We start from the raw sequence: 26,175 nt of genomic DNA, 5'->3' as shown, positions 1-26,175 counted from the left end.
CGCCTTACCCGACCTACGAGAATGCAGGCCGGGTAAGCGTCAGCGCCACCCGGCAATTTACAGAATTACTTCACACACGCCGAACACTGGGAAGACTGGATCTGTTTGAAGAAGTCGTTACCTTTGTCATCCACGAGGATGAACGCCGGGAAGTCTTCCACTTCAATTTTCCAGATCGCTTCCATACCCAGTTCCGGGTACTCCACGCACTCAAGGCTCTTGATACTGCCCTGCGCCAGCACCGCTGCCGGGCCACCGATGCTACCGAGGTAGAAGCCGCCGTGCTTGTGGCACGCGTCCGTCACCTGCTGGCTGCGGTTGCCTTTCGCCAGCATGATCATGCTGCCGCCGTTTGCCTGCAACTGGTCGACGTAGGAGTCCATACGGCCCGCCGTGGTTGGGCCTAACGAGCCGGAAGCATATCCATCAGGCGTTTTTGCCGGGCCTGCGTAGTAGATCGGGTGATCTTTAATGTACTGCGGCAGCCCTTCGCCGTTGTCCAGGCGCTCTTTCAGCTTCGCATGGGCGATGTCGCGACCCACGATAATCGTCCCGTTCAGGGAAAGGCGCGTTGAAACCGGATACTGCGAAAGCTGCGCGAGGATCTCTTTCATCGGACGATTCAGGTCTACGCGAACCGCTTCCCCCTCGCCCGCTTTACGCAGTTCTTCAGGAATATATTTGCCCGGGTTGTTCTCCAGCTTCTCGATCCAGATGCCGTCGCGGTTGATCTTCGCCTTGATGTTGCGATCCGCCGAGCATGAGACGCCCATGCCCACCGGACAGGAAGCACCGTGGCGCGGCAGGCGGATCACGCGAATGTCATGCGCGAAGTATTTGCCGCCAAACTGCGCGCCCAGGCCCAGATTCTGCGCTTCGGCCAGCAGTTCCTGCTCAAGCTGCACGTCCCGGAACGCCTGACCATGTTCGTTACCTTCCGCTGGCAGGCCATCGTAGTATTTGGTTGAGGCCAGCTTAACGGTTTTCAGGGTGCTTTCGGCAGACGTACCGCCAATCACAAACGCGATATGGTACGGCGGGCAGGCCGCGGTGCCGAGGGTGCGCATCTTCTCGACCAGATAATTCTTCAGCTTGCCCGGGGTAAGCAGCTCTTTGGTTTCCTGGTAAAGATAGGTTTTGTTGGCTGAACCGCCGCCTTTGGCGATGCAGAGGAATTTGTACTCGTCACCGTCGACGCTGTAGAGGTCAATCTGCGCAGGCAGGTTGGTGCCGGTGTTCACCTCTTTGTACATATCCAGCGCCGCGTTTTGCGAATAGCGCAGGTTGTCTTCGGTGTAGGTATTGTAAACGCCGCGCGCCAGCGCCGCTTCGTCACCGCCGCCGGTCCAGACGCGCTGGCCTTTTTTACCGGTGATAATCGCCGTGCCGGTGTCCTGGCAGGTCGGCAGAATGCCTTTCGCGGCGATATCAGAGTTACGCAGGAATTGCAGGGCAACGTACTTATCGTTCTCGCTGGCTTCCGGATCGCTAAGGATATCAGCAACCTGCCGCTGATGCGCCGGACGGAGCATAAAGGAAGCATCGTGGAAGGCTTGCTGCGCCAGCAGCGTCAGCGCCTGCGGGTCAACTTTGAGGATCTCCTGCCCTTCAAACTCAGAGACAGAAACGTAATCGCGGGTTAACAGGTAATACTCGGTCTGATCCTGACTGAGGGGGAAAGGATCCTGATAATGGAAGGGTTTATTCGACATTGTTCTCTCACTTACTGCTTCGGTCTGTTTATTCAGGGCAGATGTTCCGCTGCCCGGCTTAAAAGCGAGTCAGCTTATCCTACACAATTTTTTAACAAAAACTGAGACTAGTACGACTTTTTACATCCGCAGGTTACTTCCATTCGGTTTATTGCTTTAATACGCGGAGTTAATTCCACATATGAATCAGGGCTTGATAATGCAAAAACTCATCAACTCAGTGCAAAACTACGCCTGGGGAAGTAAAACTGCGTTAACGGATCTCTACGGTATCGCCAACCCGGACAACCTGCCGATGGCAGAGCTGTGGATGGGCGCGCATCCGAAGAGCAGCTCAAAAATTGAAGATGCCAGCGGCCAGGTTCGCAGCCTGCGTGACGTCATCGACGCCGACAAAGCCGCACTGCTCGGCGATAAAGTGGCGAATCGTTTTGGTGAGCTGCCGTTTCTCTTCAAGGTATTGTGCGCCGACCAGCCGCTCTCCATTCAGGTTCACCCGAACAAAAAAGCCTCTGAGCTGGGCTTTGCCAAAGAAAATGCCGCCGGTATTCCGTTAGACGCCGCAGAGCGTAACTACAAAGATCCTAACCACAAGCCGGAACTGGTTTTCGCCCTTACCCCTTTCCTGGCGATGAATGCCTTCCGCGAGTTTTCCGAGATCATCTCCCTGCTGCAACCGGTCGCCGGGGCTCACAACGCGATCGCCCATTTCCTGGAAAACCCGAACGCAGAAGCCTTGAGCGAGCTGTTTGCCAGCCTGCTGAATATGCAGGGCGAGGAAAAATCCCACGCGCTGGCGGTGCTGAAAGCCGCGCTGAACAGCCAGCAGGGTGAGCCATGGGACACCATTCGCGTAATTTCCGTGTTTTATCCGGACGACAGCGGCCTCTTCTCTCCGCTGCTGCTGAACGTGGTGAAGCTCAACCCGGGCGAAGCAATGTTCCTGTTCGCTGAAACCCCGCACGCCTACCTGAACGGCGTGGCGCTGGAGGTGATGGCTAACTCCGATAACGTACTGCGCGCGGGCCTGACGCCAAAATACATCGACATCCCTGAGCTGGTTGCCAACGTGAAGTTCGTGGCAAAACCTGCTGCGGAGCTGCTTACGCAGCCGGTGAAAAACGGCGCAGAGCTGGACTTCCCGATTCCGGTTGACGATTTTGCCTTCTCGCTGCATGACCTCAGCGCAGACGAAACCGCCATTGCACAGGAGAGCGCCGCGATCCTGTTCTGTGTGGAAGGCGAAGCGACGTTGCATAAAGATAGCGAGCGTCTGGTGCTCAAACCGGGTGAATCCGCCTTTGTCGCGGCCAACGAGTCGCCTGTCCGGGTGAGCGGCACCGGTCGCCTGGCGCGTGTTTTTAATAAGCTTTAGGGACTTACTGAATTTTTTAACAACTCTTGCTAAGCTAGTAACAGGCGTTGTAACACCAGGCGGTTTTAACCGCCTGGTTTCATTTTAGGGATAATCGCAATGAAAAAATCGGTCGTAGCGGTAGGAGTGATTGTTGCTTTAGGCGTGATCTGGACGGGTGCTTCCTGGTATACCGGGAAACAGCTGGAAAGCCGTCTGGCAGAGATGATGACGCAGGCAAACAGCGAGATTAAGCGCAGCGCGCCTGAAGCAGGTCTGGAGCTGAGCTACCAGAACTACCAGCGTGGCGTGTTTACCAGCCATATGCAGGTGGTGGTGAAGCCGGTTGCGGGTAATCAGAACGCCTGGCTGAAACCGGGCCAGAGCGTGGTGCTGGATGAAGTGGTCAGCCACGGTCCGTTCCCGCTGGCGCAGTTGAAAAAGTTTAACCTGATCCCCTCCATGGCATCCGCCAGAACCGTACTGGTGAATAACGAGGTGACGAAGCCGATTTTCGATATGGCGAAAAATGAGTCGCCGTTTGAGATCAATACCCGCATCAGCTATGCCGGTGATACGCATTCCGACATCGACCTGAAAGCCCTGAATTACGAACAAGGCACCGATAAAGTCGCCTTCAGCGGCGGTAATTTCCAGCTTGATGCCGATCGCGACGGCAAGAATGTCTCCCTTACCGGCGATGCCGCCAGCGGCCTGGTGAATTCAGTCAATGAATATAACCAGAAGGTTCAGCTTACCTTCAACAACCTTAAAGCCAGCGGCAATAGCCGTATGACCGATTTTGATGAGCGTATCGGCGACCAGAAACTGAGCCTCGATAAGATCGCCATTGCGATCGAAGGCAAAGAGATGGCGGTGCTGGAAGGCATGGATCTGGACGGTAAGTCTGACGTCTCCAAAGACGGTAAAAGCATCAACACCCAGCTGGATTACAGCCTGAAAAGCCTGAAAGTACAGAATCAGGATCTGGGTACCGGTAAGCTGTCTCTGAAAATCGGCAACATTGACGGCCAGGCGTGGCATGAATTCAGTCAGAAATACAGTAAAGAGAGCCAGGCTCTGCTGACCGATGCCGCCCTGCAACAGAACCCGCAGGCGTACCAGCAGCAGGCGATGACGGTGCTGTTTAATAACCTGCCGATCCTGCTGAAGGGCGAGCCGGTGATTACCGTTGCGCCACTGAGCTGGAAAAACGGCAAAGGCGAAACCAACTTCAACCTGTCGCTGTTCCTGAAGGATCCGGCCGCTGCGACCGGCGAACCGCAGACCCTGGCGCAGGAAGTTGACCGCAGCGTGAAATCGCTCGACAGCAAGCTGACCATCCCGATGGATATGGCGACCGAGTTCATGACGCAGATTGCGAAACTTGAAGGGTATGGTGAAGAAGATGCAGGGAAACTGGCAAACCAACAGGTGAAAGGCCTGGCGGCGATGGGCCAGATGTTCCGCATCACGAAGGTGGAAGACAACACCATTTCCACCAGCCTGCAATATGCTAATGGCCAGGTGACGCTCAACGGCGACAAAATGCCGCTGGAAGAGTTTGTCGGTATGTTTGGTATGCCGACGCTGGGCATTCCGGCACCGGCTGAACCGGCAGCGCCGCCGGCAGTACCGCAGCAGTAAACGAAAAACCCCTCGCATGAGGGGTTTTTTATTGCCGGGTGGCGCTGACGCTTACCCGGCCTCCGATCCTGAGCCGTTGCAGGCCCGTGCAAGCAAAGCGTTTACTTCACCGTCACTAACCGCGCAGCCATAATCTGATGCCCGGCCTGCACGTCCGTATTTTCAATGCGCTGCATGATCCTGTCTGCCAGGGTGTACCCCATCTCACGAGCCGGCGTCGTCGCCCAGACGATGGGGAGATCGTCTAACGCATTTTCACCGACATCCGCAAATGCCCCCAGCGCCACCTGATGGCCGAAGAACGTTTCTACCCCGCCCTCACCGCTCTGGCGTCCGGCTCGGATCAAACCGAACCACGCCCCCATCGCAATGACGTCGTTATAGCAAATCACCGCGCTGATCGTCGGGCTGTTGCGAAGCAGCGTGCCGATGGCTTCCGCGGCTTTTTTCTGGCTGGATTCACACTCCACCACCCATTCGCTGTGAAACGGCAGGCCGTATTTGATGAGCGTGGAGCAGTAACCGCCCACCCGCTCGGCACGCGTCAGGGACGAGCTTTTACCGCCGAGCCAGGCGATGCGCTGATGGCCGCGATGAATAAGATGCTCGGTCAGCATTTGCGCGGCCTGCATGTTATCTGGCCGAAGGGTATCGGCTTCGTCGAGATAGCTGGCGCGCGAGGCAAACACCAGCGGTACGCCTTTCTGCGCCGCGCGCTCACACAATTCACTGCCCACGCCGGACGCGCCGGCCACGATCACCCCATCCACCCCTTGCGTCAGCAGCATATCCAGCCTGGAGAGCAGCTGCTCCGGTTCGCGCCCACCGTGGAGCAGGAAAACCATTCGCCCCTGCGCTTCAAGCGCCTCGGTAAGCCCGGCGGTCAGTTCTGCATAAAACGGCGACGTGAGGTCGCGAACGATCAGCCCTATCACCCCGCTTTGCCCACCGCGCAGCGCCGACGCCTGGCGATTACGCACAAAGCCTAACTGCTCAACGGCCTCGTTGACGCGCTGACCCGTTGCAGGAGAGATGCGCCCCTTCCCGCTCAATACCAGCGAAACGGTGCTGACGGAAACCCCCGCCGCCAGCGCGACATCGTTGATGGTGATCTTTTTCGCTACAGCCATGTGGTGGCGTGACTCCTTGATAATGAGATCGCTAAAACGTTTTATCAATACGTTATCTTTATACTACCAGTAAAAGCCTGAGAATGTGATTTAGCGCGCACTAAAGTTTGATAAAACGTTTTATCTTCTCGCCCCATCGAGGTCGTTAAATCTCTTTCTACCATTTAAGGAGTCGTTTTATGACGACGAAAGCAGCACAAAAAATATCGCTGTGGGAGTTTTTCCAGCAACTGGGTAAAACCTTTATGCTGCCCGTGGCGCTTCTCTCTTTTTGCGGGATCATGCTGGGGATCGGCAGCTCGTTAAGCAGCCACGACGTCATTACCCTGATCCCTTTCCTCGGAAATCCGGTACTTCAGGCGATCTTCATCTGGATGAGCAAGGTCGGCTCTTTTGCCTTTAGCTTCCTGCCGGTAATGTTCTGTATCGCCATTCCTCTGGGTCTGGCGCGCGAAAATAAAGGCGTGGCGGCGTTTGCGGGCTTCGTTGGCTATGCGGTCATGAACCTTGCGGTTAACTTCTGGCTGACTGCCAAAGGGATCCTGCCCACGACCGACGCGGCGGTACTGAAAGCCAATAACATTCAGAGCGTGATTGGTATTCAGTCCATCGATACCGGGATCCTTGGAGCCGTGATCGCGGGGGTGATTATCTGGATGCTGCACGAGCGCTTCCACAACATCCGCCTGCCCGATGCGCTGGCCTTCTTCGGCGGGACCCGCTTTGTGCCAATCATTACGCTGGTTGTGATGGGTCTGTTTGGTCTGATCATCCCTCTGATTTGGCCGATTTTTGCCATGGGGATCACCGGTATCGGCCGCATTATCAACGGCGCGGGTGATTTCGGCCCGATGATTTTCGGTACGGGTGAACGTCTGCTGCTGCCATTTGGTTTACAGCACATCCTGGTTGCCCTGATCCGCTTTACCGAAGCCGGCGGTACCATGGACGTTTGCGGTCATTCCGTTAGCGGTGCGCTGACCATCTTCCAGGCCCAGTTGAGCTGCCCGACCACTCACGGCTTCTCTGAAAGTGCGACGCGTTTCCTCTCTCAGGGTAAAATGCCTGCCTTCCTCGGCGGCCTGCCGGGCGCAGCGCTGGCGATGTACCACTGTGCCCGTCCGGAAAATCGTCATAAAATTAAAGGTCTGCTGATCTCCGGCGTTATTGCCTGCGTGGTGGGCGGTACGACAGAACCTATCGAGTTCCTGTTCCTGTTCGTAGCGCCGGTACTGTACCTCATCCACGCCGTACTGACGGGCCTGGGCTTTACCGTGATGGCTGTGCTCGGTGTGACCATCGGTAACACCGACGGTAACGTGATTGACTTCGTGGTCTTCGGTATCCTGCACGGTCTGTCCACCAAGTGGTATCTGGTGCCGGTTGTGGCCGCCATCTGGTTCGCGGTTTACTACGGGATCTTCCGCTTCGCCATCACCCGCTTTAACCTGAAAACGCCTGGCCGCGATACCGATACGGCCACCAGCGTTGAACAGGCGGTAGCCGGCACCATTGGGAAATCCGGATATAACACGCCGGCTATTCTGGCGGCGCTGGGCGGTGCGGATAATATTACCTCTCTGGATAACTGCATCACCCGCCTGCGTTTGTCGGTGGCGGACATGTCCAAAGTGGATACCAACGCACTTAAAGCTAACCGGGCTATTGGCGTAGTACAGTTAAATCAACACAATTTGCAGGTCGTCATTGGCCCGCAGGTACAGTCAGTGAAGGATGAGCTGGCAACCCTGATGCGAACCGTCGAAGCCTGATGCCTCGCCCCCCTCGTCATGAGGGGGTTTTACTTTACGGAGCACCGTCATGTTTGATTTTTCTACCGTCGTGGATCGACACGGCACCTGGTGTACCCAGTGGGATTATGTCGCTGACCGTTTTGGCGCTGCCGACCTGCTGCCCTTCACCATCTCTGATATGGATTTCGCCACCGCCCCCTGCATTACCGATGCGCTGCACCAGCGAATAAACCACGGGGTGTTTGGCTACAGTCGCTGGAAAAATGACGAATTTCTGGCCGCCGTGGCGCACTGGTTCCGCCAACGCTTTAACAGTCAGATTGATACCGAAACCGTGGTGTATGGGCCGTCGGTCATTTATATGGTCTCGGAGCTGATCCGCCTCTGGTCCTCGCCTGGCGACGGCGTGGTGGTCCATACCCCGGCTTACGATGCCTTTTATAAAGCCATCGAAGGCAACCAGCGTACCGTTGTTTCCGTGCCGATGCAGAAAACAGCGCATGGCTGGGAGGGCAATATGGCCGCGCTGGAAGCGGCGCTGTCAAAACCGGAAAACAAGGTGCTGCTGCTGTGTAGCCCGCAAAACCCGACCGGCAAAGTCTGGACGCGGGAAGAGCTGACCACAATGGCGGCCCTGTGTGAACGTTATGACGTAGCGGTGATCAGCGACGAAATTCATATGGACATGGTATGGGGCACGCATCGTCATACCCCGTGGAATGAGGTTGCGCGCGATAAATGGGCGCTGCTGACCTCGGGTTCCAAAAGCTTCAATATTCCGGCTCTGACGGGTGCCTGGGGGCTTATCGCCGATGACGCCAGCCGTAACGCCTATCTGAATGCATTAAAAGGTCGGGACGGACTCTCTTCCCCTTCCGTGCTGGCGCTGACCGCGCACATTGCTGCCTACCGACATGGAGAACCCTGGCTGGACGCGCTGCGGACCTATCTCGAAGAAAACCTGTGCTACATTGCTGACGAACTGAATACTGCATTTCCGACACTCAACTGGCAACCGCCCGAGGCCACCTATCTGGCATGGATCGATCTCAGCCCGCTTGGCATTGATGACAATACGCTGCAAAACGTGCTAATTGATCAGCAAAAAGTGGCCATCATGCCGGGATATACCTATGGGGATGAAGGTAAAGGCTATGTGCGTCTGAACGCTGGCTGTCCGCGTAGTAAGCTTGAACAGGGCGTTCAACGCCTTATCGCTGGCATCAACACTCTGCTGTAAATCATTTGCGCAACGGAATATTCCCTTGCGCAAATAGCTTTTTACCCCGTTTTGTTTTTATAATATGGCGCACTTTAACCAGCAAAGAGTGCGACCATGATTGATACACGCCTGCCTTTAACTGATATTCATCGCCACCTCGACGGAAACATTCGTGCCCAAACCATTCTCGATCTTGGTCGCCAGTTCAATTTAACCCTCCCTGCCGAAACGCTTGAAACCCTGATCCCGCATGTTCAGGTCACGTCGAACGAACCGGATCTGGTGAGTTTTCTGAGCAAGCTCGACTGGGGCGTGAAGATGCTGGCCTCGGTCGATGCCTGTCGCCGTGTCGCCTTTGAAAACATCGAAGATGCCGCGCGTAACGGCCTGCACTATGTCGAACTGCGTTTCTCCCCGGGCTATATGGCGATGACCCACAACCTCCCCGTAGCGGGCGTGGTTGAAGCGGTCATTGAAGGCGTGCGTGAAGGCTGTAAAACCTTTGACGTTCAGGCGCGTTTGATCGGCATTATGAGCCGTACCTTCGGTGAAGCGGCCTGTCTTCAGGAACTGGAAGCATTACTGGCGCATCGCGACCAGATCACCGCCATTGACCTGGCCGGTGACGAGCTGGGCTTCCCGGGCAGTCTGTTCCTGTCTCATTTCAACCGCGCACGTGATGCAGGATGGCATATTACCGTTCATGCGGGCGAAGCTGCGGGGCCGGAAAGCATCTGGCAGGCCATTCGTGAACTGGGTGCGGAACGTATAGGTCATGGCGTGAAAGCCATTGAAGATCGCGCGCTGATGGATTTCCTCGCCGAACAACGTATTGGAATCGAATCCTGCCTGACCTCCAATATTCAGACCAGTACAGTAGCGTCGCTGGCGCAACACCCGCTGAAAACCTTCCTCGAACACGGGGTGCTGGCTTCGCTGAACACGGACGATCCGGCGGTTCAGGGCGTGGATATTATTCACGAATACAACATCGCCGCACCACAGGCCGGGCTGAGCCGCGAGCAGATCCGTCAGGCGCAAATCAACGGGCTGGAGATCGCCTTCCTGACGCCTGAAGAGAAACAGGCGCTGCGCGATAAAGTTGTTCAGTAGTCCTCTTTACTGCCGGGTGGCGCTGCGCTTACCCGGCCTACGAAAGCGTTTGGCACTTATGCCAGACAGAGCGTTGCGCGATGTTTGGCAGATTCGATCCCGAGCTCGATCAGCTCCATAATCTGGATTGCCTGGCTTGCGGGAACCGGATTTTCACCTGAACCGTTCAGCGCGTCACGAATGGCGGCGTAATACGCTGGATAGTTCCCCGGCAGGGTCAATACCGTCTCTTCAACCAGTACCTCACCCTCCGCACGCGTCACCACCCCGTCGCGCATGTCGTAGCCCCAGTCCTCCTGCGGTAAGCGTTCGCCATTTTTGAGGCGCTCTTCCTGCGGATCCAGGCCGAACTTCACATAGCTGCCGCGCGCCCCGTGAATGATATAGCGGGCCGATTCCGCCGCCGCAAGCATTGTCCCGTGCAGCACAATGCGCCGCTGCGGATAACTCAAAATGGCATGGAAATAGTCGGTGGTCTGCGCCCCCGGCCTGAGCTGCGCTAAATCGACCGTCATGCTCACGGGCAAACCAAACAGATGAACGGCCTGATCGAGAAGATGCGGCGCTAAGTCATACCAGATGCCGCTACCCGGTCCCGCCTGCTCGCGCCAGCGATCTCGCACCTGCGGACGATAACGATCGAAATGCGACTCAAAAAAAGCAATTTCGCCGAGCGTGCCTTCGTTTATCAGCGCCTTAACCGTCAGGAAATCGCTGTCCCAGCGCCGATTGTGAAAGACCGATAATAACCGACCCAGACTTCGCGCCAGCGCATCCAGCTCGCGCGCCTGTGACAACGTCACGGTGAAGGGCTTATCGACAACAACATGTTTCCCTGCCTCCAGCGCCGCTTTCGCCAGGGGGAAATGAGTGTCGTTAGGAGTTGGAATGATAATAAGGTCAATATTAGGATCGTTAAACAGATGCTTAGGCTCCGTTACCACCGGCACGGCTGGCCAGTCGGCGCGGACCTTAGTCTCATCGCTGCTTGTGATAGCCGCCAGTTCCATTCCCGGCGTGCCGGCAACCAGCGGAGCATGAAAGGTTTTGCTTGCGTACCCGTAGCCAATAAGACCGACGCGTATGTTTTCACTCATCGTTTGCCCCCTCGCTGTGCGCTTATTTATCACTGGCCATGTGCTTAACGCACAGATTAATAATGTGCCCTGTGAGTTAAAATAGCATCTCGCGACAGCGTTTTTTGTTACCTCGCATTAAAGTGTGTATATGGGTTCGAGGAATCGTTCCCAAAGCGCTTGCTCTGGCGAAAAGGGCGCTGTAACATTTGTAATCTGTATTTATGGATAAATTACAAACACAAATTATGTCGTCAATAATTAATCGAATCATTGAATTAGCGGGATGGATTGTCCTTGGGGTTTCAGTCGTGTTGCTCGGCATTGCCAGCCATATCGATAACTACCAGCCGCCGGAGCCTGTTACTGTCGCACAACAAAAGTAAGCCGTGTCGTCATAAAGCGTGACACATTACGTCATGGAACGTATTGCCAGCCGTAATGAACGGAGTTACCCTTCTCTTCCAGGCATCTGCTGATGCCTGATTCTTCGCAAAGAAAACTCCTAATTTCGTCGCGTTACCCGAGTGGACAGTTTACGTCTTTATTAATCCGTTTATTATTCGAACGCATTACCTTTATGGGTATTACCCTTTTATATGGAAACTTATTAATATGACAGTTCAGGACTATTTATTAAAATTTCGCAAGATCAATTCCCTTGAAAGCCTGGAAAAACTGTTTGACCATCTGAACTACACGCTGTCGGATAATCAGGACATCATCAATATGTACCGCGCTGCTGACCATCGTCGCGCCGAACTGGTCTCTGGCGGTCGTCTGTTCAATGTGGGGGAAGTGCCTAAATCCGTATGGCGTTACGTTGTATAAGAAAGTAGCCTTCGGCGTGAAATGTTATATACTCTCCGCCCTGCAAATTTCTGTATAACATTTCGCGCAGACTATGGGAGAGCGTATGACCGCATTGCCTGGAGAGAGAATTGGGGGCTGGTTAATCGCCCCGCTGGCATGGCTGCTGGTGGCATTATTAAGCGCTTCGCTGGCGCTGTTGCTATACACCACCGCACTGGTTACGCCTCATGCTATCCAGGCACTGATGTCCCAGAGTGCGCTCAATATTGCAACGTGGTTTGTGTCGTTCGTTTTCGCGATCGCGATGTGGTACTACACGCTGTGGCTGACTATCGCCTTCTTCAAACGCCGCAAAAACGTGCCAAAACATTACATTATCTGGCTGCTGGTCTCCGTGCTGCTGGCTGTCAAAGCATTCGCTTTCTCGCCAGTGTCTGACGCGCTGGCGGTTCGCCAGTTACTGTTTCCGCTACTGGCGACGGCGCTTATGGTCCCTTATTTCAAGCGTTCGACGCGCGTTAAGAAGACCTTTGTCAACCCGTAATAACCTTACAGTTAACCTGTTGTGGCCTGTTGTCGTTTATCCGATAATAGGCGGCTATTTTATTTCAGGCTAAATAATGACCGATTACTTACTGCTCTTTGTCGGAACTGTGCTGGTTAATAACTTCGTACTGGTGAAGTTCCTTGGCCTGTGCCCGTTTATGGGCGTCTCCAAAAAGCTGGAGACGGCAATGGGCATGGGGCTGGCGACCACCTTCGTGATGACGATGGCCTCCATTTGCGCATGGCTGATTGATACCTGGATCCTGATCCCACTGGACATGCTCTACCTGCGCACCTTGTCCTTTATTCTGGTCATTGCGGTTGTGGTGCAATTTACCGAGATGGTGGTGCGGAAAACCAGCCCTGCCCTGTATCGCCTGCTGGGCATTTTCCTGCCTCTCATCACCACCAACTGCGCGGTGCTGGGCGTGGCGCTGCTCAATATCAACCTTGGGCATAATTTCCTGCAATCGGCGCTGTACGGTTTTTCCGCGGCGGTCGGTTTCTCTTTTGTTATGGTCCTGTTCGCCTCGATTCGCGAGCGTCTGGCCGCGGCGGATATTCCCGCGCCGTTTCGCGGTAACGCCATCGCTCTGGTGACCGCAGGTTTAATGTCTCTGGCCTTTATGGGCTTTAGTGGTCTGGTGAAGTTGTAATGAGTGCTATCTGGATTGCCATCGCGTCCATCAGCGTACTGGGACTCGTCTTTGGCATCATTCTGGGTTATGCCTCCCGCCGGTTTGCGGTGGAGGACGATCCGGTGGTTGAAAAAATTGATGAACTTTTACCGCAGAGCCAGTGCGGGCAGTGCGGCTACCCTGGCTGCCGCCCTTACGCTGAGGCGGTGGGCGTGCAGGGCGAAAAGATCAACCGCTGCGCACCGGGTGGCGAAGCGGTCATGCTTAAAATAGCTGCCCTGCTGAACGTCGATCCCCAGCCTGTCGACGGCGATGAACAGGCCCAGGAGCCCGTTCGTGCCCTTGCTGTCATCGACGAAGCCAACTGCATTGGCTGCACCAAATGTATTCAGGCGTGTCCTGTTGACGCCATTGTGGGCGCAACGCGCGCGATGCACACCGTTGTGGCGGATCTGTGCACCGGCTGTAATCTCTGCGTGGCGCCCTGCCCGACGCAGTGTATAGAACTACGCCCGGTTGAAACGACTACTGAAAGCTGGAAGTGGGACCTTCAGACCATTCCGGTTCGCAATATTCCTGTGGAACAACATGCTTAAGTTATTTTCTGCCTTCAGAAAAGAGAAGATCTGGGATTTCGACGGCGGCATTCATCCGCCTGAGATGAAATCGCAGTCTAACGGCACGCCGCTGCGCCAGATCCCGCTGGCGACCCGTTACGTTATGCCCCTTAAACAGCATATCGGCGCGGAAGGTGAACTGTGCGTGAAAGAAGGCGATAGCGTTCTTCGCGGCCAGCCGCTGACCTTTGGTCGCGGACGGATGTTGCCGATACATGCCCCGACTTCCGGTAAGGTGGTGGCTGTTGCCCCCCATACCGTTGCCCATCCGTCGGCGTTGTCTGAGCTGAGCGTGATCATTGAAGCCGATGGTGAAGACCGCTGGATCGATCGTGACGGCTGGAGCGACTACCGTTCCCACAGTCGTGAAGCGCTGATTGAACGCATTCATCAGTTCGGCGTGGCGGGTCTGGGGGGCGCAGGCTTCCCGACCGGCGCTAAGCTTCACGGCGGCGGCGATAAAATCGAAACGCTGATCATCAACGCCGCCGAGTGCGAACCGTACATCACCGCCGATGACCGTCTGATGCAGGACTGTGCCGCGCAGGTAGTGGAAGGGATTCGCATTCTTGCGCATATTCTGCAACCCCGCGAAGTGCTGATCGGTATTGAGGACAATAAACCGCAGGCCATTTCGATGCTGCGTGCGGTACTGGCGGACAGCCACGATATCGCCCTGCGAGTGATCCCGACCAAATACCCGTCCGGCGGGGCAAAACAGCTGACGCAGATCCTGACCGGCAAACAGGTCCCCCACGGGGGCCGTTCGTCCGACATCGGCGTGCTGATGCAAAACGTGGGAACCGCCTACGCGGTGAAACGTGCGGTGATTGACGGCGAGCCATTGACCGAGCGCGTCGTCACGCTGACCGGCGAGTCCGTCTCCCGTCCCGGCAACGTCTGGGCGCGTCTGGGTACGCCGGTGCGTCATCTGCTGGAACAGGCTGGCTTCTGCCCGGGTAGCGATCAACTGGTCATTATGGGTGGCCCGCTGATGGGCTTTACCCTGCCGTGGCTGGATGTGCCGGTGGTGAAGATTACCAACTGCCTGCTCGCCCCTTCCCCAACGGAGATGGGCGAAACGCAGGAAGAGAAAGGCTGCATACGCTGTAGCGCCTGTGCGGACGCGTGCCCGGCAGATTTACTGCCGCAGCAGTTGTACTGGTACAGCAAAGGCCAGCTGCACGATAAAGCCCAGGCGCATAACCTGGCTGACTGTATTGAATGCGGTGCCTGCGCCTGGGTCTGCCCAAGCAATATTCCGCTGGTGCAATACTTCCGTCAGGAGAAAGCCGAAATCTACGCCATCTCCATGGAAGAAAAACGTGCCGCTGAAGCGAAGGCCCGCTTTGAAGCGCGTCAGGCGCGACTGGAGCGCGAGAAACAAGCCCGTCAGGAACGCCATAAGCAGGCTGCCGTGCAGCCTGCGGCGAAAGATCAGGATGCCATTAACGCAGCCCTGGCCCGCGTGCGCGAGAAGAAAGCCACCGCCGCCCAGACGGTTGTGATCGCTCCGGGAGAAAGACCGGACAACAGCGAAGCGATTGCGGCCCGCGAAGCGCGTAAAGCCGAAGCTCGCGCGCGTCAGGCGGAGAAAGCGCAACACGCCAAACCGGAAGCCGACATCGACCCGCGTAAAGCGGCGGTGGAAGCGGCTATCGCCAGGGCAAAAGCCCGTAAGGCCGGTCAGCAGACAGTGGTGGTTGAACAGGAAGCGACGGATCCGCGCAAGGCGGCCGTTGAAGCCGCTATCGCCCGTGCCAAAGCACGAAAAGCGGCACAGGTTCAGCCAGCCGAAGAGAGTGAAGCGCCTGTCGACCCGCGTAAAGCCGCCGTTGAAGCGGCCATCGCCCGTGCCAAAGCACGAAAAGCGGCACAGCAGGACGAACGGCCTGCGGCCGCCAACGACGATCCACGCAAAGCCGCAGTCGCCGCCGCGATTGCGCGCGTTCAGGCAAAGAAAGCCGCGCAGCAAGCCGTTAACGAGGATTAAATGGTTTTCAGAATTGCAAGTTCCCCTTATACCCATAACCAGCGCCAGACATCGCGTATTATGATGCTGGTGTGCCTGGCCGCGCTGCCAGGTATTGCCGTACAGTGTTGGTTTTTCGGCTGGGGTACGCTTTTCCAGTTAGTTCTGGGTTGCGCCAGTGCCGTCGCAGCGGAAGCTGCGATCCTGAAGCTGCGCAAAATGGAAGTGACTCGCATCCTGAGCGATAACTCCGCCCTGTTGACCGGCCTGTTGCTGGCCATCAGCATTCCCCCGTTCGCCCCGTGGTGGATGGTGGTATTGGGAACGGTGTTTGCGGTGATCATCGCCAAGCAGCTGTACGGCGGGCTGGGCCATAACCCGTTTAACCCGGCGATGATTGGCTACGTGGTACTGCTGATCTCCTTCCCGGTACAGATGACCAGTTGGCTGCCGCCGCATGAGATCGCCGCCACCGTCCCCGGCTTTATGGATGCCCTGCACGTTATCTTTACCGGCCACACCGCGCTGGGCGCAGATATGAACGCGCTTCGCATGGGCGTGGACGGCATCAGCCAGGCCACCCCGCTCGATACCTTCAAAACCTCCCTGCGTGCCGGACACAGCGTGGAGCAGGCGATGGAATCGTCTATTTACAGCGGCGTACTGGCGGGTGCTGGCTGGCAGTGGGTCAATCTGGCCTATTTGTTGGGCGGCGCGTTCCTGCTGCAACAGAAGGCGATCCGCTGGCATATTCCGGTGAGCTTCCTGGTGACGCTGGCCGTCTGCTCGACGCTCGGCTGGGTCATCTCACCTGAGTCACTGGCCAGCCCGCAGCTCCATCTGCTCTCCGGCGCGACCATGCTCGGGGCATTCTTTATTCTGACCGATCCGGTCACCGCGTCTACCACCAACCGTGGTCGTCTGATTTTCGGCGCGCTGGCGGGCTTGCTGGTCTGGCTTATTCGCAGCTTTGGCGGTTATCCGGACGGTGTGGCATTTGCCGTGCTGCTGGCTAACATCACCGTTCCGCTCATCGACTACTACACGCGGCCACGCGTGTACGGTCATCGCTAAGGGTCACGCCATGCTAAAAACAATGCAAAAACACGGCGTTACGCTGGCGATCTTCGCTGCCGCCCTCACCGGGCTGACCGCGCTGGTAAATGAACTGACGAAAACTACCATTGCAGAGCAGGCAATGAAGCAGCAAAAGACGCTGTTCGATCAGGTGATCCCATCCGACCTCTACGATAATGACCTGCAAAAAAGCTGCTTTGTCGTGCAGGCTCCGCAGCTCGGTAAAGGACCCCATCGCGTTTATATTGCCCGCAAGGGCGATAATCCCGTGGGTGCCGTCATGGAAGCCACCGCGCCGGACGGTTACTCCGGTGCGATTCAGCTGCTGGTTGGCAGCGATTTTTCCGGCACCGTGCTGGGCACGCGCGTGACGGAACATCACGAAACGCCGGGCCTTGGCGACAAAATTGAAACACGCTTAAGCGACTGGATCTTACACTTCGCCGGTAAGATGATTCATGGCGAAGACGATCCTGCTTTCGCGGTGAAAAAAGATGGCGGCGAGTTTGACCAGTTCACGGGTGCCACGATTACCCCGCGCGCGGTGGTCAACGCCGTCAAGCGCGCCGGGCTGTATGCCGAAACGCTGCCCGCGCAGATCAATCATCTTTCCACCTGTGAGGAGTGACCATGAGCCAGGTTAAAGAGGTTATCGTCCAGGGTCTCTGGAAGAACAACTCCGCGCTGGTACAGCTGCTGGGGCTGTGTCCGCTGCTGGCGGTGACGTCTACCGCCACCAACGCGCTCGGGCTGGGGCTGGCGACCACGCTGGTGCTGACCCTGACTAACTTTTCCATTTCTGTTTTGCGCCGCTGGACGCCGTCGGAAATCCGTATTCCGATCTATGTCATGATCATTGCGTCGGTGGTCAGCGTGGTGCAAATGCTGATTAACGCCTACGCATTTGGCCTGTACCAGTCGCTCGGGATTTTCATTCCGCTTATCGTGACTAACTGTATTGTCGTAGGCCGCGCTGAAGCCTTTGCGGTGAAAAACAATCCGGCCATATCCGCGCTGGATGGTTTTTCCATCGGCATGGGCGCGACTGCCGCCATGTTCGTTCTCGGTTCTCTGCGTGAAATTTTGGGCAACGGTACGCTCTTCGACGGTGCGGACGCGCTGCTTGGCGGCTGGGCGAAATCGCTGCGTATTGAGGTGTTCCATACGGACACTCCGTTCCTGCTGGCCATGCTGCCGCCTGGCGCCTTCATTGGCCTTGGGATGATGCTGGCGTTAAAATACCTGATTGATGAAAAACGTAAACGCCGCGCCGCTGAGCGCAGCGTACAGGAAGGGATCCCCGAGAAAGCAGTATGAATAAAGAGAAACGCATTGCGATCCTGACGCGCCTGCGCGATGAGAATCCTCATCCTACGACAGAGCTGAACTTTAACTCGCCGTTTGAACTGTTGATCGCGGTGCTGCTCTCTGCACAGGCGACGGACGTGAGCGTCAACAAAGCCACGGCCCTGCTCTACCCTGTCGCCAATACGCCGCAGGCCATGCTGGAGCTGGGCGTTGAAGGTGTGAAATCCTATATCAAGACCATTGGCCTGTTTAACAGCAAGGCCGAAAACGTCATTAAGACCTGCCGGATCCTGCTGGAGCAGCACGGCGGTGAAGTCCCGGAAGACCGCGCTGCGCTGGAAGCGTTGCCGGGCGTCGGGCGTAAAACGGCAAATGTGGTGCTGAACACGGCGTTTGGCTGGCCGACTATCGCCGTGGATACCCATATCTTTCGCGTCTCTAACCGCACCCGGTTCGCGCCGGGTAAAAACGTGGAAGAGGTGGAAGAGAAGCTGTTAAAAGTGGTCCCGGCGGAATTTAAGGTGGACTGCCACCACTGGCTGATTCTGCACGGACGGTATACCTGTATTGCCCGTAAGCCACGCTGCGGTTCCTGCATTATCGAAGATCTCTGCGAATACAAAGAAAAAGTCTATCCCTGAGCGTAAACCACCTTACTTCTTACCTGTTCAAGCCCTTAAAATTAACAAGGGCTCTGATATCTTCCCAATTGACCATAAATTGCCCTCTCTTTCTCCTTTACGCATTGTCGATTCTTCGGTCATTTAACACTCAAACAGGTTAATAGTTTTTTCATCACCAAAAATTTCTATACATCTGTGATCGCGATCACTCTGATAACCTGATGTTGGATTTTTGTTGTTAAAACCCGCCCAACCCCTTTGTCAGACAAGATTTCATCGATTCCATACCGAACATAAGACCAGTCATTTTTCAGAATATGGGCTATATCACTGCCATTCACCCAAAATAGCAGAACATATCGCCATACAGCCATTAAACAGGGTCTATTACAGTGAAAAAAACCATCAATTTTGAACGGATGAGATTTAACGCTGTATAACATTTGCATGAACCGATGATTATACCGCCAGAGTTATATGTAACAGATTATTACAAACGTATTGCCAGATGGGGCTGGATAGTGAACATTACCCGCCGTTTCCCCTCCCAATATAACTATAAAGCGGATGGACTACGGTCATCACGCTATGAACACCCCCGTTAATATGGGATGTAAAAAAAGAGGTATATGTGTCTACTGCAAACAATAAACCAACAGATGAGAGCGTAAGTCTTAACGCTTTCAAACAGCCTAAAGCGTTCTATCTCATTTTCTCTATCGAATTATGGGAACGTTTTGGCTACTACGGCCTGCAAGGGATCATGGCGGTTTACCTGGTTAAACAGCTGGGTATGTCTGAAGCCGATTCCATCACGCTGTTCTCTTCCTTCAGCGCCCTGGTGTATGGCCTGGTCGCTATCGGCGGCTGGTTAGGCGATAAAGTCCTCGGTACTAAACGAGTCATTATGCTGGGCGCCGTTGTTCTGGCGATTGGCTATGGGCTGGTTGCCTGGTCCGGGCACGATGCAGGTGTGGTTTACATGGGCATGGCTACCATCGCGGTAGGTAACGGCCTCTTCAAGGCGAACCCGTCTTCCCTGCTCTCTACCTGCTACAGCAAAGATGACCCACGTCTGGACGGTGCATTTACCATGTACTACATGTCCATCAACATCGGTTCCTTCTTCTCTATGCTGGCAACCCCATGGCTGGCCGCAAAATTCGGCTGGAGCGTAGCGTTTGCGCTGAGCTTCGTGGGTATGCTGATCACCGTTGTGAACTTCCTGTTCTGCCGTAGCTGGGTTAAAGACTATGGTTCAAAACCAGACTTCGAACCCGTGCACATGGGCAAACTGCTGGCAACCATCGTCGGCATCGTGATCCTGGCCGCTGTCGCCACCTGGCTGCTGCACAACCAGGGCGTTGCACGTGCCGTACTGGGCGTGGTTGCGCTGGGTATCGTGATTATCTTCGCGAAAGAAGCCTTTGCGATGCAGGGTGCGGCACGTCGTAAGATGATTGTGGCGTTCATCCTGATGCTGGAAGCGATCATCTTCTTCGTTCTGTACAGCCAGATGCCAACGTCTCTGAACTTCTTCGCTATCCGCAACGTTGAGCACTCCATCCTTGGTATCGCGTTCGAGCCGGAGCAGTATCAGGCCCTGAACCCGTTCTGGATCATGATTGGTAGCCCGATTCTGGCCGCTATCTATAACAAGATGGGCGACCGTCTGCCTATGCCGCACAAGTTCGCTATCGGTATGGTGCTGTGCTCTGGCGCATTCCTGGTGCTGCCGCTGGGGACGAAATTCGCGACCGACGCGGGTATCGTGTCTGTTAACTGGCTGATCCTGAGCTATGCGCTGCAATCCATCGGTGAACTGATGATCTCCGGTCTGGGCCTGGCGATGGTTGCGCAGCTGGTCCCTCAGCGTCTGATGGGCTTCATCATGGGCAGCTGGTTCCTGACCACCGCTGGCGCGGCTATCATCGCAGGTAAGATTGCGAACCTGATGGCGGTACCAGACAACGTTACCGACCCGCTGGTTTCCCTGAATGTCTACGGCACCGTGTTCATGCAAATTGGTATCGCGACCGCCGTGATTGCCGTGCTGATGCTGCTGACCGCACCTAAACTGAATCGTATGACGCAGGACGACGACAAATCCGCTAAAGCGATCAAAACCGCGAACGCGTAATGTCATCGGGAAACGACTAAACAGAAGCCGCTAATTGATTAGCGGCTTTTTTTTTATCCGAACGCGCACTAACATAGCTGGAACCTCAGCAAAAAGGAGTTACCGATGAAACTGTTCTATAAACCGGGCGCCTGCTCTCTTGCTTCCCATGTTACGCTTCGCGAGAGCGGTAAAGATTTCACGCTGGACGGCGTTGACCTGATGAAAAAGCGTCTGGAAAACGGGGATGACTTTTTTGCGATTAACCCAAAAGGCCAGGTTCCGGCCCTGCTGCTGGATGATGGCACCCTACTGACCGAAGGGGTGGCGATTATGCAATTCCTGGCGGACAACGTACCGGATCGTCAGCTCCTTGCCCCCACCGGCAGCATTGCGCGTTATAAAACGCTGGAGTGGCTGAACTATATTGCCACCGAACTGCACAAAGGCTTTACGCCCCTGTTCCGCCCGGACACGCCGGAAGAGTACAAACCTACCGTGCGCGCGCTGCTGGAGAAAAAGTTGCAGTACGTTAACGACGCGCTGAAAGACGACCAGTGGATCTGTGGCTCGCGTTTCACCATCGCCGATGCCTATCTGTTTACCGTTCTGCGCTGGGCGCGCGCGGTTAAGCTGAACATGGAAGGATTAGACCATGTCGCATCGTATATGACGCGCGTGGCGGAGCGTCCTGCGGTGGCAGCGGCGCTGAAAGCGGAAGGGTTGAATTAACCGAGCGGCCTGGATTGCCGGGTGGCGCTGACGCTTACCCGGCCTATAAATTCCGTAGGCCCGTGCAAGCGCAGCGGCGACGGGCGTTTTCTAAAGCTGCGTTGCGCTAAAATAGTGCTCCGGCTTCGCGATGCGATCCTGCGCCGCGACGACCTGGAGCTCATATTCCTGCATCGTCTTCGTCGCAATCATGATTTCATAAACGGCTGCGGTGACGTGCTCCAGCGCATCGCGCAGGCTCGCGCCCTGCAATAGCTTCACCAGCAGCAAACCGCTGGTCACATCCCCGACCCCGACAGGCTGACGTGCACCGAAATCCACCAGCGGTCGACTGATATGCCAGGCTTCATCCTTCGTCACCAGCAGCATCTCAAAACGGTCCTGGCTCAACCCTGCGCGTGCCAGGTGCTTAACCAGCACAATCTCTGGCCCCTGGGCGATCAGCTCGCGAGAGGCGCTTACAGCCTCTTCTACGCTGTTGACCGGATGCTCGCACAGGATCTCAAGTTCAATCAGGTTGGGGGCAATAATATCGCTGGCGGGCAATGCATGACGGACATGAAACTCCGCAACGCCCGGCGCTACGATGCAGCCTTTTTCCGGATGTCCCATCACCGGATCGCAGAAATATTTCGCCGCGGGGTTTGCCGCTTTCACCTGGCGCACAATGCCGAGGATATGTTCCCCCTGCTCCGCCGAACCCAGATAGCCGCTCAGTACGGCATCGCAGCGTTTAAGCTGGTCGATATCCGCAATCCCCTGAACGATTTCCGTCAGATGCGACGGCGGCATTACGCAGCCGGTCCATTTACCGTACTGGGTGTGATTCGAGAACTGGACGGTATTGAGGGGCCAGACGTTAACGCCGAGGCGGCGCATCGGGAATTCCGCAGCGCTGTTGCCAGCATGTCCAAACACAACGTGGGACTGAATGGCGAGGATGTTCTTCATGTTGTACTTACCAAACCCTGTCAAAACAAAAGGGGCGTGGTTTCCCACGCCCCTGCATACTTTTAATTACTTCCAGCAGACCAGGCAGTAATTTTTCTTACCGCGACGCAGCAGCGTGTAGCGACCATAGAGACGGTCGTTCTCGGTAAAGGTGTATTCCGGATCGGCCTGTTTTTCGCCATTAATGGTGATCGCGTTAGAGGCGATGGTTTTACGCGCCTGACCGCGAGACGGCTGGAGCTCGGAGTCCACCAGCGCCTGCATCAGATCGGCGCCTTTTTCCATCTCAACCATCGGCACGCCATCCTGCGCCAGCTGTTCGAAATCCGCTTCGCTTAAATCGCTCAGGGTTCCGTTGAACAGGCTAGCCGTAATGCGCTTCGCCGCCGCCAGACCTTCTTCGCCGTGAACCAGTTTAGTCACTTCGTCCGCCAGCACGTACTGGGCGCGTGGTGCTTTACCGCTGTTCTTGTCTTCTTCTTCCAGCGCATTGATTTCTTCGATATCCATAAAGGTGAAGAACTTCAGGAAGCGATAAACGTCGGCATCCGCCGTGTTGATCCAGAACTGGTAGAACTTGTACGGGCTGGTTTTCTTCGGATCCAGCCATACCGCGCCGCCTTCGGTCTTACCGAACTTGGTACCGTCGGCTTTGGTGATCAACGGCACGGTCAGACCAAACACCTGATTCTGGTGGAGGCGACGGGTCAGATCGATACCGGAGGTGATGTTACCCCACTGGTCGGAACCGCCAATTTGCAGAGAGACGCCGTGCAGCTTGTTCAGGCAGGCGAAGTCATACCCCTGCAACAGGTTGTAGGAGAACTCGGTGAAAGAGATACCCTGATCGTCACGGTTAAGACGCTGCTTCACTGCTTCTTTGTTAATCATCTGGTTAACAGAGAAGTGTTTGCCGATGTCACGCAGGAACGTCAGCACGTTCATGCCACCAAACCAGTCGTAGTTGTTCGCCGCAATCGCAGAGTTGTCACCGCAGTCGAAATCCAGGAACGGTGCAACCTGTTTACGGATCTTATCCACCCACTCCTGCACGGTGTCTTCGGTATTCAGCTTACGTTCAGCGGCTTTGAAACTTGGGTCGCCAATCAGACCGGTCGCGCCGCCAACCAGTGCGACAGGCTTATGGCCGGCCATCTGGAAGCGTTTCAGGCATAACAATGGAACAAGATGCCCCAAATGCAAGCTGTCAGCGGTGGGATCGAAGCCGCAATAGAGCGCGATCGGGCCTTGCGCCAGTCGCTCTGCTAACGCTTCCTCGTCCGTCACCTGGGCCACGAGGCCCCGCTCTTGCAATTGTTTAATCAAGTTACTGCTTGCCATCAAATTCTCCATGTATAAACGACTGCACCTTTGCCGGTACACGACTTTTCGCCTGATGCGAAAGGACCATAGAATAAAGCGCCAGCGCGGTGTGCGCTAGCGCTTAAATCAACAAATTTTGGGGATTACGGGGCCAGTCTGTCGATTTTCCAGCCACCGTTGTCGCGCTGGTATAAAAAGCGGTCGTGGAGACGGTGTTCACCGCCCTGCCAGAACTCAATCTGTTCAATGGGGATGCGGAACCCGCCCCAGAAACTCGGCAGCGGTACTTCACCCTGCTGAAACTTCTGTTTGAGTTCGAGGAATTTACTCTCCAGCACGCCGCGGGCTGAGATTCGGCTGGACTGTTTAGAGACCCAGGCGCCGATCTGACTGTCGCGCGGGCGGCTGTGGAAATATTTTACCACTTCGAGCGTAGAGAGGCGCTCCGCCTTGCCGGTGACCATCACCTGGCGCTCCAGCATATGCCACGGGAAGAGCAGGCTAATACGCGGATTATTTTCAAGGTGATGCGCTTTACGACTGCCAAGGTTGGTGTAGAACACCAGCCCTTTCTCGTCATAATGCTTGAGAAGAACGATGCGTTGATACGGCTGACCATTTTCATCAACCGTGGCAACGACCATTGCCGTCGGGTCAGCCAGTTTCGCTTCGCAGGCCTGCTTCAGCCAGCGTTCAAAAAGCACCAGCGGTTCGGCGGGAAGATCCTGGCGGCGCAGACCGCCTTTGGTGTATTCACGGCGCAGATGCGCAATTTGCTGTAGTTCGTCGTTATCTGACATGGCGTTAGCTGAAAGTGAGATTGGGTGGCGCTATTGTGCGCGCCCCCTTCAAAAATCTCAACGCTTCGGATTTTCAAGCTGACAATTGTTCAGCACAATGCGGTCACGCTTGTAGACGGTGGCGCTGTCGCCTTTCGACCAGAAGACGTAGATCCCGTCTGAGTAGCGCGCACCGGAGGCCGACATTCCCTGCTTCAGCGTTAACAACTTATTGTCATAAACAAAGCTGGCTTCCTGATGCGGGTTGTTCAGCTTCACCGTCAGCGGTTTTTCATCACAACGATATTCCAGCGTATCGGTTTGCATACGCTCAACGAACTGGTTATAGGCGCTGCATCCGGTCATAAGAAAAGGTACAGCAATGAGAAGAAGTTTTTTCATGGGCAGATTCCGAAGACTATCCTGGTCCTGGAGGGCCTAACCGCCCTCCTGTTTTTCCCTATTTTACGGGTTACGCCTCCCGCTGAATTTCAGTTAACTCTGATTATGGCGCGGGTTTGCGGGGAAAATGGCCCCAAGGACGCTCGCCTCCCGCGCACCGGTTACGGAGGGTAAATTCCCCGGCAGACCGGCAACCGTACGCCAGGCAAGCCAGGCGAAGGCCAGCGCTTCCATATCGTCTCCGCTGATCCCGGCTTCATCAGTGGTCGTGACTTCGGTGCCTGGCAGCAAGGCGGCGAGGCGTGCCATCACCAGCGGGTTGCGGCTTCCGCCTCCGCATACCAGCAAGCGCTCACATCCGCCGCTCAGCAACACCTGTTCAGAAATCGACACCGCGGTGAGCTCCGTCAGCGTAGCCTGCACATCCTGAGGCGCAAGGCCGGGGAAGCGCGCCAGCTGACGTTCAAGCCAGCCGTAGTTGAAATATTCCCGCCCCGTGCTTTTCGGCGCGGGCAGAGCAAAGAAAGGATCGCTTAACAGGGTTTGCAGCAAGGGAAGGATCACTTTCCCCTGGCTGGCCCACTGCGCGTCTTTGTCGTAGGCTTTACCGCTCTGACGCCAGATCCAGGCATCCATCAGCATATTACCGGGTCCGGTATCGTACCCCCGCACGGGCTGCCCGGGAATAAGCATCGACAGGTTGGCGATCCCGCCGATGTTCAGGACCATCCTGCGCTCTACCGGGTGCGCCAGCAGCGCCTGATGAAATGCCGGAACCAGCGGCGCCCCCTGCCCGCCGAGGGCCATATCGCGACGACGGAAATCACCCACCACCGTCACACCGGTTTTTGCCACAATCTGGTTGTTATCGCCAATTTGCATCGTGTGCGGCGCCTCGCCGACAGGTTCATGCCAGACGGTCTGCCCATGGCAACCTATTGCCACGATATCCTGCGGGTGGAGTCTTTCCTGCTGCATCAGGGCCAGTACCGCCTCAGCAAACAGCGCCCCCAGACGCACATCCAGTTGGCCCAGTTGGGAAAGCGTCAGCTGTTGTCCCTGGCAGATGTTCAGGATCTCTTCTTTTAACGAGACAGGAATAGGCCAGGTCAGGCTTGCCTGCTGCGCCACCATGTTTTCATCAATGGCGGCCAGAACGACATCCACACCGTCAAGACTGGTACCAGACATCACACCGATATAGCGACCCGATTTCATGCGCTTTCCTTACGTTACATGGGCTAAGTGCAAACACTCCATCATAAAT

25 protein-coding genes are annotated in these 26,175 nt (G+C 55.8%); 17 read left to right on the top strand and 8 right to left on the bottom strand.

All coding sequences use genetic code 11. From position 1 onward, the window contains the following. Window positions 1-65: 65 nt before the first annotated feature. Window positions 66-1,712, bottom strand: coding sequence for a class I fumarate hydratase FumA (gene fumA, locus ACOTX5_RS13135; protein ID WP_063945189.1), 1,647 nt, complete (start codon window positions 1,710-1,712; stop codon window positions 66-68). A 199-nt stretch (window positions 1,713-1,911) separates the two neighbouring features. Between fumA and manA the strand changes: the two genes are divergently transcribed. Both manA and ACOTX5_RS13125 read left to right on the top strand, forming a co-directional pair. Further along, window positions 1,912-3,087, top strand: coding sequence for a mannose-6-phosphate isomerase (manA, locus tag ACOTX5_RS13130; RefSeq protein WP_032648147.1), 1,176 nt, complete (start codon window positions 1,912-1,914; stop codon window positions 3,085-3,087). 99 nt (window positions 3,088-3,186) lie between these two features. Beyond that, on the top strand, window positions 3,187-4,713 hold the full coding sequence (locus tag ACOTX5_RS13125) for a YdgA family protein (protein ID WP_033487085.1): 1,527 nt from the start codon (window positions 3,187-3,189) through the stop codon (window positions 4,711-4,713). A 101-nt stretch (window positions 4,714-4,814) separates the two neighbouring features. Here the strand turns inward: ACOTX5_RS13125 and ACOTX5_RS13120 are convergent, their stop codons facing one another. After that, window positions 4,815-5,843 carry a Mal regulon transcriptional regulator MalI gene (locus tag ACOTX5_RS13120; RefSeq protein ID WP_045911669.1) on the bottom strand — a complete coding sequence of 343 codons (1,029 nt, stop codon included), beginning with the start codon at window positions 5,841-5,843 and terminating at the stop codon, window positions 4,815-4,817. A 179-nt stretch (window positions 5,844-6,022) separates the two neighbouring features. On the opposite strand from ACOTX5_RS13120, the gene malX reads away from it, so the two are divergent. From malX to add, 3 genes are all read left to right on the top strand, one after another. Beyond that, window positions 6,023-7,615, top strand: a complete 1,593-nt coding sequence (gene malX, locus ACOTX5_RS13115) for a maltose/glucose-specific PTS transporter subunit IIBC (protein ID WP_015570659.1) — start codon at window positions 6,023-6,025, stop codon at window positions 7,613-7,615. A 49-nt stretch (window positions 7,616-7,664) separates the two neighbouring features. Further along, on the top strand, window positions 7,665-8,837 hold the full coding sequence (locus ACOTX5_RS13110; protein WP_033487087.1) for a MalY/PatB family protein: 1,173 nt from the start codon (window positions 7,665-7,667) through the stop codon (window positions 8,835-8,837). Between the two features lie 96 nt (window positions 8,838-8,933). Beyond that, window positions 8,934-9,932 (top strand): adenosine deaminase, encoded by a 999-nt coding sequence (gene add, locus ACOTX5_RS13105; protein WP_033487089.1) that lies wholly within the window; start codon window positions 8,934-8,936, stop codon window positions 9,930-9,932. A 56-nt stretch (window positions 9,933-9,988) separates the two neighbouring features. Here the strand turns inward: add and ACOTX5_RS13100 are convergent, their stop codons facing one another. Then, window positions 9,989-11,029, bottom strand: coding sequence for an oxidoreductase (locus ACOTX5_RS13100; RefSeq protein WP_032648137.1), 1,041 nt, complete (start codon window positions 11,027-11,029; stop codon window positions 9,989-9,991). 239 nt (window positions 11,030-11,268) lie between these two features. Here ACOTX5_RS13100 and blr point away from each other — a divergent pair, with 239 nt between their 5' ends. The 12 genes from blr (at window position 11,269) to gstA (ending at window position 21,453) form a co-directional block, all read left to right on the top strand. After that, window positions 11,269-11,394 (top strand): division septum protein Blr, encoded by a 126-nt coding sequence (blr, locus tag ACOTX5_RS13095; protein WP_151884424.1) that lies wholly within the window; start codon window positions 11,269-11,271, stop codon window positions 11,392-11,394. Window positions 11,395-11,623: 229 nt separating this feature from the next. Next, a complete protein-coding gene (ydgT, locus tag ACOTX5_RS13090) occupies window positions 11,624-11,839 on the top strand; it encodes a transcription modulator YdgT (protein WP_000217941.1) in 216 nt (71 codons plus the stop codon). 85 nt (window positions 11,840-11,924) lie between these two features. Continuing rightward, window positions 11,925-12,365: a DUF2569 domain-containing protein gene (locus tag ACOTX5_RS13085; protein WP_033487090.1), complete on the top strand. Its 441-nt coding sequence runs from the start codon at window positions 11,925-11,927 to the stop codon at window positions 12,363-12,365. A 76-nt stretch (window positions 12,366-12,441) separates the two neighbouring features. Continuing rightward, window positions 12,442-13,023 (top strand): electron transport complex subunit RsxA, encoded by a 582-nt coding sequence (gene rsxA, locus ACOTX5_RS13080; RefSeq protein WP_000133206.1) that lies wholly within the window; start codon window positions 12,442-12,444, stop codon window positions 13,021-13,023. Further along, complete coding sequence (rsxB, locus tag ACOTX5_RS13075) at window positions 13,023-13,601, top strand: electron transport complex subunit RsxB (RefSeq protein ID WP_015570664.1); 579 nt, start codon at window positions 13,023-13,025, stop codon at window positions 13,599-13,601. The genes rsxA and rsxB overlap by 1 nt, the downstream gene beginning before the upstream one ends. Next, complete coding sequence (rsxC, locus tag ACOTX5_RS13070; protein WP_015570665.1) at window positions 13,594-15,615, top strand: electron transport complex subunit RsxC; 2,022 nt, start codon at window positions 13,594-13,596, stop codon at window positions 15,613-15,615. Before rsxB ends, rsxC begins: the two co-directional genes overlap by 8 nt. Continuing rightward, window positions 15,616-16,668 carry an electron transport complex subunit RsxD gene (gene rsxD / locus ACOTX5_RS13065; protein WP_045911668.1) on the top strand — a complete coding sequence of 351 codons (1,053 nt, stop codon included), beginning with the start codon at window positions 15,616-15,618 and terminating at the stop codon, window positions 16,666-16,668. Between the two features lie 10 nt (window positions 16,669-16,678). Next, a complete protein-coding gene (gene rsxG / locus ACOTX5_RS13060) occupies window positions 16,679-17,299 on the top strand; it encodes an electron transport complex subunit RsxG (protein WP_017384591.1) in 621 nt (206 codons plus the stop codon). A gap of 2 nt (window positions 17,300-17,301) precedes the next feature. Next, window positions 17,302-17,988 carry an electron transport complex subunit E gene (locus ACOTX5_RS13055; RefSeq protein ID WP_003857592.1) on the top strand — a complete coding sequence of 229 codons (687 nt, stop codon included), beginning with the start codon at window positions 17,302-17,304 and terminating at the stop codon, window positions 17,986-17,988. Further along, window positions 17,985-18,620 (top strand): endonuclease III, encoded by a 636-nt coding sequence (gene nth / locus ACOTX5_RS13050; protein ID WP_015570668.1) that lies wholly within the window; start codon window positions 17,985-17,987, stop codon window positions 18,618-18,620. Before ACOTX5_RS13055 ends, nth begins: the two co-directional genes overlap by 4 nt. Window positions 18,621-19,233: 613 nt before the next feature. Continuing rightward, window positions 19,234-20,742 (top strand): dipeptide/tripeptide permease DtpA, encoded by a 1,509-nt coding sequence (gene dtpA, locus ACOTX5_RS13045; RefSeq protein WP_003857596.1) that lies wholly within the window; start codon window positions 19,234-19,236, stop codon window positions 20,740-20,742. Between the two features lie 105 nt (window positions 20,743-20,847). Then, a complete protein-coding gene (gene gstA / locus ACOTX5_RS13040) occupies window positions 20,848-21,453 on the top strand; it encodes a glutathione transferase GstA (RefSeq protein ID WP_047727407.1) in 606 nt (201 codons plus the stop codon). Between the two features lie 90 nt (window positions 21,454-21,543). Here the strand turns inward: gstA and pdxY are convergent, their stop codons facing one another. The 5 genes from pdxY to anmK all read right to left on the bottom strand — a co-directional run bounded on the left by pdxY (window position 21,544) and on the right by anmK (window position 26,126). Then, the gene (gene pdxY, locus ACOTX5_RS13035; RefSeq protein WP_015570669.1) at window positions 21,544-22,404 is read right to left on the bottom strand and encodes a pyridoxal kinase PdxY; all 861 of its coding nucleotides are present in this window, start codon (window positions 22,402-22,404) and stop codon (window positions 21,544-21,546) included. Between the two features lie 66 nt (window positions 22,405-22,470). Then, a complete protein-coding gene (gene tyrS / locus ACOTX5_RS13030; protein ID WP_017384594.1) occupies window positions 22,471-23,745 on the bottom strand; it encodes a tyrosine--tRNA ligase in 1,275 nt (424 codons plus the stop codon). A 125-nt stretch (window positions 23,746-23,870) separates the two neighbouring features. Then, the gene (gene pdxH / locus ACOTX5_RS13025) at window positions 23,871-24,527 is read right to left on the bottom strand and encodes a pyridoxamine 5'-phosphate oxidase (protein WP_032648127.1); all 657 of its coding nucleotides are present in this window, start codon (window positions 24,525-24,527) and stop codon (window positions 23,871-23,873) included. Window positions 24,528-24,584: 57 nt separating this feature from the next. Beyond that, entirely contained in the window at window positions 24,585-24,914 is a 330-nt protein-coding gene (gene mliC, locus ACOTX5_RS13020; protein WP_087924270.1) for a C-type lysozyme inhibitor, read from the bottom strand. A gap of 87 nt (window positions 24,915-25,001) precedes the next feature. Next, a complete protein-coding gene (anmK, locus tag ACOTX5_RS13015; RefSeq protein ID WP_015570673.1) occupies window positions 25,002-26,126 on the bottom strand; it encodes an anhydro-N-acetylmuramic acid kinase in 1,125 nt (374 codons plus the stop codon). Window positions 26,127-26,175: the final 49 nt, after the last annotated feature.

This window comes from Enterobacter cloacae complex sp. IR5441 (genome assembly GCF_049238215.1).
Classification (GTDB): Bacteria; Pseudomonadota; Gammaproteobacteria; order Enterobacterales; family Enterobacteriaceae; genus Enterobacter; species Enterobacter hormaechei_C.
Note: the sequence above shows the minus strand (reverse complement) of the source record. Positions and strands in the feature narration are given on the sequence as shown.

Excerpts from the sequence above, each read along its gene's own strand:
- fumA (WP_063945189.1), bottom strand. The coding sequence starts at position 1,712 with ATGTCGAATAAACCCTTCCATTATCAGGATCCTTTCCCCCTCAGTCAG.
- manA (WP_032648147.1), top strand. The coding sequence starts at position 1,912 with ATGCAAAAACTCATCAACTCAGTGCAAAACTACGCCTGGGGAAGTAAA.
- ACOTX5_RS13125 (WP_033487085.1), top strand. The coding sequence starts at position 3,187 with ATGAAAAAATCGGTCGTAGCGGTAGGAGTGATTGTTGCTTTAGGCGTG.
- ACOTX5_RS13120 (WP_045911669.1), bottom strand. The coding sequence starts at position 5,843 with ATGGCTGTAGCGAAAAAGATCACCATCAACGATGTCGCGCTGGCGGCG.
- malX (WP_015570659.1), top strand. The coding sequence starts at position 6,023 with ATGACGACGAAAGCAGCACAAAAAATATCGCTGTGGGAGTTTTTCCAG.
- ACOTX5_RS13110 (WP_033487087.1), top strand. The coding sequence starts at position 7,665 with ATGTTTGATTTTTCTACCGTCGTGGATCGACACGGCACCTGGTGTACC.
- add (WP_033487089.1), top strand. The coding sequence starts at position 8,934 with ATGATTGATACACGCCTGCCTTTAACTGATATTCATCGCCACCTCGAC.
- ACOTX5_RS13100 (WP_032648137.1), bottom strand. The coding sequence starts at position 11,029 with ATGAGTGAAAACATACGCGTCGGTCTTATTGGCTACGGGTACGCAAGC.
- ydgT (WP_000217941.1), top strand. The coding sequence starts at position 11,624 with ATGACAGTTCAGGACTATTTATTAAAATTTCGCAAGATCAATTCCCTT.
- ACOTX5_RS13085 (WP_033487090.1), top strand. The coding sequence starts at position 11,925 with ATGACCGCATTGCCTGGAGAGAGAATTGGGGGCTGGTTAATCGCCCCG.
- rsxA (WP_000133206.1), top strand. The coding sequence starts at position 12,442 with ATGACCGATTACTTACTGCTCTTTGTCGGAACTGTGCTGGTTAATAAC.
- rsxB (WP_015570664.1), top strand. The coding sequence starts at position 13,023 with ATGAGTGCTATCTGGATTGCCATCGCGTCCATCAGCGTACTGGGACTC.
- rsxC (WP_015570665.1), top strand. The coding sequence starts at position 13,594 with ATGCTTAAGTTATTTTCTGCCTTCAGAAAAGAGAAGATCTGGGATTTC.
- rsxD (WP_045911668.1), top strand. The coding sequence starts at position 15,616 with ATGGTTTTCAGAATTGCAAGTTCCCCTTATACCCATAACCAGCGCCAG.
- rsxG (WP_017384591.1), top strand. The coding sequence starts at position 16,679 with ATGCTAAAAACAATGCAAAAACACGGCGTTACGCTGGCGATCTTCGCT.
- ACOTX5_RS13055 (WP_003857592.1), top strand. The coding sequence starts at position 17,302 with ATGAGCCAGGTTAAAGAGGTTATCGTCCAGGGTCTCTGGAAGAACAAC.
- nth (WP_015570668.1), top strand. The coding sequence starts at position 17,985 with ATGAATAAAGAGAAACGCATTGCGATCCTGACGCGCCTGCGCGATGAG.
- gstA (WP_047727407.1), top strand. The coding sequence starts at position 20,848 with ATGAAACTGTTCTATAAACCGGGCGCCTGCTCTCTTGCTTCCCATGTT.
- pdxY (WP_015570669.1), bottom strand. The coding sequence starts at position 22,404 with ATGAAGAACATCCTCGCCATTCAGTCCCACGTTGTGTTTGGACATGCT.
- tyrS (WP_017384594.1), bottom strand. The coding sequence starts at position 23,745 with ATGGCAAGCAGTAACTTGATTAAACAATTGCAAGAGCGGGGCCTCGTG.
- pdxH (WP_032648127.1), bottom strand. The coding sequence starts at position 24,527 with ATGTCAGATAACGACGAACTACAGCAAATTGCGCATCTGCGCCGTGAA.
- anmK (WP_015570673.1), bottom strand. The coding sequence starts at position 26,126 with ATGAAATCGGGTCGCTATATCGGTGTGATGTCTGGTACCAGTCTTGAC.